Raw genomic sequence first — 5,270 nt, forward strand, 5'->3', positions numbered from 1 at the left:
CGCCTGCGCGGACCATGACGATCGAGGAGCGGGAGGGGTGCGGGGGTGCGTGGTCTGACGCGGGACAGCCGCGCTGGGTCTGCGGCCTCGCCGGACGGTCGACGCCACCGCGCCTCTCATGGCCTTCTTCCAAACCGTCTTAACACATGGAGATAACGCTATGGGGTCGCTCGTGCTCTCGGCGGTGGGCGGTGCGGTGGGGGCGGTGTTCGGGCCGGTGGGGAGTGTGATCGGGCAGGCCTTGGGGGGGCTCGCCGGGGCGGCGGTGGATCGGGCGCTGATCGGGGGCGAGGGGCGGGCGGTGGGGCGGCTTGCCGACCTTTCCGTGCAGACCTCCACCGAGGGGGCGGCCATGCCGCGGGTCTATGGGCGGGTGCGGCTGTCGGGCCAGGTGATCTGGGCGACCCGCTTCGAGGAGGTGGCGACCAGCGAGAGCGCGGGCGGCAAGGGCGGACCGACGACGACCACCTTCGCCTACTTCGCCAACGTGGCGATCGGGCTCTGCGAGGGGCCGGTGGCGCGGGTGGGGCGGGTGTGGGCGAACGGGGTGCTCCTGGACCTGACGCGGGTGACCATGCGGGTCCATGGCGGCGACGAGGCGCAGGGGCCGGACAGCCTGATCGAGGCCAAGCAGGGCGTGAACGGCACGCCGGCCTATCGGGGCACGGCCTATGTGGTGTTCGAGCGGCTGCCGCTCGACGCCTATGGCAACAGCCTGCCGCAGTTCGCCTTCGAGGTGATCCGCCCGGTGGGGCGGCTGGAGCCGCGGGTGCGGGCGGTGACGCTGATCCCCGGCGCGACGGAATTCGGCTATGCGCCGACGCCCGTGAACCGGGCGGTGCGCCGGGGCGTGACCGAGTCGGAGAACCGCAATCAGACCGTGGCGGCGAGCGACGTTGAGGCGAGCCTCGACGAGCTGCAGGCGGTGTGCCCGAACCTGGCCAGCGTGGCGGTGGTGGTGGCCTGGTTCGGCGACGATTTGCGTGCCGACGTCTGCACCGTGTGGCCGAAGGTGGAGCACCCGGGCCGGGCAACGACCGGGCTCGTCTGGCAGGTGGCGGGGGCGGAGCGGGCGACGGCGGCCGTCGTCTCGAACGTCGACGGGCGGCCGGCGTTCGGCGGCACGCCGGACGACGCCAGCGTGGTGGCGCTGATCCGGGCGCTGAAGGCGCGCGGGCTGGCAGTGACGCTCTATCCCTTCCTGATGATGGACGTGCCGGCGGGCAACGCGCGGCCGGACCCGTGGTCCGGGGCGGCGTCGCAGCCGGTCTATCCGTGGCGGGGGCGGATCACATGCCATCCGGCGCCCGGGCGGCCGGGCACGCCGGACAAGACGGCGGCGGCGGGGACGGCGATCGCGGCCTTTCTCGGGAGCGCCGCGCGGGCGCACTTCACGGTCAGTGGCGAGCGGGTGGTCTATGCCGGGCCGGCGGAGTGGCGCTATCGGCGGATGATCCTGCACTACGCCCATCTCTGCCTCGCGGCGGGTGGGGTGGAGACGTTTCTGGTGGGGTCGGAACTGCCCGGTCTGACGGCGGTGCGGACGGCGCCGGGGGCGGGGCCGCGGCCCTTCGTGGCGGGGCTGCGGGCGCTCGCCGCCGACGTGAAGGCGGTGCTGGGGGCCGCCACCAAGGTGAGCTATGCGGCGGACTGGACCGAGTGGTTCGGCCACCATCCGGCGGACGGGAGCGGCGACCGGATCTTCCACCTGGACCCCTTGTGGGCGGACCCGAACGTAGACTTCGTCGGCATCGACGCCTACTGGCCGCTCGCCGACTGGCGCGACGGCAGCCACGCGGACGCGGCGCTTGCCGACGGGCCGAAGGACCGGGGGTATCTCGCCGCCAACGTGGCGGGCGGGGAGGGGTTCGACTGGTACTACGCCAGCGAGGCGGACCGGCTGGCGGGCGCGCGCACGCCGATCACCGACGGCGCCTACGGCAAGCCGTGGATGTTCCGCTTCAAGGACCTGAAAGGGTGGTGGGAGAACGCCCACCGCGACCGGGTGGGCGGGGTGGAGGTGGCGACGCCGACCGGCTGGCTGCCGGGGCTGAAGCCGATCCGCTTCACCGAGATCGGCTGCCCGGCGGTGGACCGGGGCGCCAACGAGCCGAACGTGTTCCCCGACCTGGTGTCGTCGGAAGGGCGCGCGCCGCGCTTTTCCGCCGGGCGGCGGGACGACGGCATGCAGCGGCGGGCGCTGGAGGCGATGATCGGCCGGTTCGACCCGGCGTCGGCGGGGTTTCAGGAGAGCCAGAACCCACCGTCGGTGCGGGACGGGCGGCGGATGGTGGAGCACGACCGGGCGCACGTGTGGACCTGGGACGCGCGGCCCTATCCGGACTTTCCGCTCGCCGGGGCCGTGTGGGCGGACGGCGCCAACTGGCGGACGGGGCACTGGATCACCGGCCGCATGGGGGCGGCGCCGCTCGACGACGCGGTGCGCGCCGTTTTGGCCGACTGCGGCGTGACGGCGGTGGAGACGGACGGGCTGACGGCGGTGGTGGACGGGCTGGTGGCGCCCGGCCGGGCAAGCCCGCGCAGCCTCCTGGAGCCGCTCGCGGCGCTGTTCCGCTTCACCGTGACGGAGCGCGGCGACCGGCTGGTGTTCGCCGACCGGCCGACGCGGCTGGCGGCGACGCTGGAGGGCGCGGATCTCGTCGAGCCGGCGGACGGGCCGGTGCTGGAGAGCCGCCGCGCCCAGGCGGAGGACGCGCCGGCGGAGCTGGCGGTGACCTTCTTCGAGGGGGATTCGGACGGGCGGCAGACGGTGGTGTCGGCCCGGCGGCCCGGCGGACGCGGCAGCCGCGACCTCGCCCTGCCGCTCGCCGCGCCCGAGGCGGTGATGCGCGCCGAGGCTGAGGCGGCGCTCCGCGACCTCGACGCCGCCCGCGACCGGCTGCGGTTCAGCTTGCCGCCGACGGCGCTTGCCCTGGAGGCGGGCGACGTGGTGCGGCTGGTGCGCGAGACGGCAGGCGGGACGGAGGCGGTGGACTGCCTGATCGAGCGGATCGAGGACGGGCCGGTGCGGGCGGTGGACGCGCGCCGGGTGGACCTTTCGGTGGCGGCGGTGTTGCCGGCGCCGGAGGCGGGGCGGCGGGTGGCGGGGCCGATCGGCGACTCGCCGGCCGAGGCGGTGCTTCTCGACCTGCCGCTGCTGAATGATGACGGCGCGGCGGCGCACCGGCCGCTGATCGCCGCGACCGCCGTGCCCTGGCCGGGGCGGCTCGACGTGCACCGGCGGATCGGCGACGGCTTCGCGGTGTTCGCCGCCGTCGAGCGGCCGGCGGTGATCGGCACGTTGGAGACGGCGCTTGCGCCCGGGCCGGTGTGGCGCTGGGACCGGGGCGGCGCGGTGGAGGTGGCGCTGGTGCGCGGGACGCTTTCCAGCCGCACGGCCGAGGCGGTGCTGGCGGGGGCGAACGTGCTGGCGGTCGGCAGCGGGACGGGCGGCTTCGAACTGGTGGGGTTCCAGACGGCGCTGCTCGTCGGCGAGCGGCGCTATCGGCTGAGCGGGCTCCTGCGTGGGCTGAAGGGCACGGAGGCGCTGGCGGCGGCGGGGCATCCGGCGGGGGCCACGATGGTGCTCCTCGACGGGAGCGCGGTGGCGCTGCCGATCGACCGGGCGGCGGTCGGGTCCTTGCTCGACCTTCGGGTCGGGCCGGCGGGGCGGGACGTGGGCGATGTGGCGGTGACGGCGGTGGCGGGCGTGCCATTGGGCGTCGGGCTGCGGCCGCTGTCGCCGGTGCGGCTGACGGCGCGGCGGTTGGCCTCCGGGGACGTGGCGATCGGCTGGATCCGCCGCACGCGGATCGGCGGCGACGGCTGGGCCGGCGCGGAGGTGCCGCTCGGCGAGACGGCGGAGCGCTACCGGCTGACGGTGTTCGCCGGGGCCTTGGTGCGGCGGGTGATCGAGACGACGGGGCCGGCGGCGACCTACGGGGCGGCCGAGCAGGCGGCGGACTTCGGCGGCCCGCCGGCGGCGCTCGACCTCGGCGTGGAGCAGATCGGCGACGGGGCGGTGGCAAGCCCGATGACGCGGAGGACGATCGATGTCTGAGACGGCGAACCTGAAGCTGCCGCTGCTGGCGGCCGACCAGGCACAGAAGCACGTGACCCACAACGAGGCGCTGACCGCCCTCGACGCGCTGGTGCAGCTTGCCGTGGCGAGCCGGACGACGGCGGCGCCGCCGTCCGCCCCGGCGGCGGGCGACCGCTATCTGGTGCCGACGGGCGGAACCGGCGCCTTCGCCGGCATGGAGGGGCGGATCGCCCGGTTCGACGGCACGGCCTGGGCGTTCGAGACGCCGCGCGACGGCTGGCTGGCGGTGGTGGCGGACGAGCGGCGGGTGCTCGCCCGGCTCGCCGGGGCGTGGATCGACCTTGCGGACTTCGCCTGGCTGGTAGCGACCGGCGGCTCGGCCCGGGCACGGGTGAACAAGGCGGCGGCGGGCGACACCGGCAGCCTGATGTTCCAGACCGGGTGGAGCGGGCGGGCGGAATTCGGGCTGATCGCCGACGACGATCTGGCGCTGAAGGTGAGCCACGACGGCGCGGACTGGCGCGAGGCCATGCGGGTGGACCGGACGAGCGGGCGGGTGGCGTTCGCGCTCGGCAGCCAGCGGGTGGAGGTGGCGACCTTCACGGCGAGCGGCACCTGGACCAAGCCCGCCTGGGCCCGGCGGGTGGTGGCAGTGCTGGTGGCGGGCGGCGGCGGCGGCGGTTCCGGCCGGCGCGGGGCGGCCGGAACGGAGCGGCGCGGCGGCGGCGGCGGGGGGGCCGGCGGCTGGTCGCGGGAGGAATGGCTGGCGGACGAACTGCCGGCGACGCTGACCGTGGAGATCGGCGCGGGCGGCCCCGGCGCGGCGGCGCGAACGGTGAACGACACGAACGGGGTTTCGGGCGGGGCCGGCGGCACGACGGTGATCCGCGACGGCGGCGACAACCTGCTCACCGCCGACCGGGGCGGCAGCGGGGCGGGCGGTGTGCCGGGCGGGTCGATGACCGGCTGGGGCGGCGGCGGCAGCTTCGCGGGGAGCAACAACGGCGGCCAGGGCGGCGCGCCGACGGGGGCGGCGGGCATCGACTTCGCGCTCGGGATCGGGCCGGGCGGCGGCGGTGGCGGCGGTGGCCTCGCGACCACGGGCGGGGCGGCCGGCGCCGGCGGCAACGGCAGCCGCGGCTACCGGGTGGCGTCGAGCGGCGTGCGCGTGGCGGCCGGCGGGGCGGGCGGCACGGCCGGCAACGGCGGCGCGGACGGCTGGGATCGC

2 protein-coding genes are annotated in these 5,270 nt (G+C 76.3%); both read left to right on the forward strand.

Annotation, left to right across the window (positions count from 1 at the left end; genetic code table 11):
• The first annotated feature begins 160 nt into the window (after positions 1–160).
• Positions 161–4,060 carry a baseplate multidomain protein megatron gene (locus BUQ68_RS22440; protein WP_075218263.1) on the forward strand — a complete coding sequence of 1,300 codons (3,900 nt, stop codon included), beginning with the start codon at positions 161–163 and terminating at the stop codon, positions 4,058–4,060.
• Positions 4,053–5,270: DUF2793 domain-containing protein (locus BUQ68_RS24480; RefSeq protein ID WP_075218264.1), on the forward strand; the 1,218-nt coding region annotated here is incomplete at its 3' end. The genes BUQ68_RS22440 and BUQ68_RS24480, both read left to right, overlap by 8 nt.

The organism is Mongoliimonas terrestris (assembly GCF_001927285.1).
GTDB classification, from domain to species: domain Bacteria; phylum Pseudomonadota; class Alphaproteobacteria; order Rhizobiales; family Pleomorphomonadaceae; genus Chthonobacter; species Chthonobacter terrestris.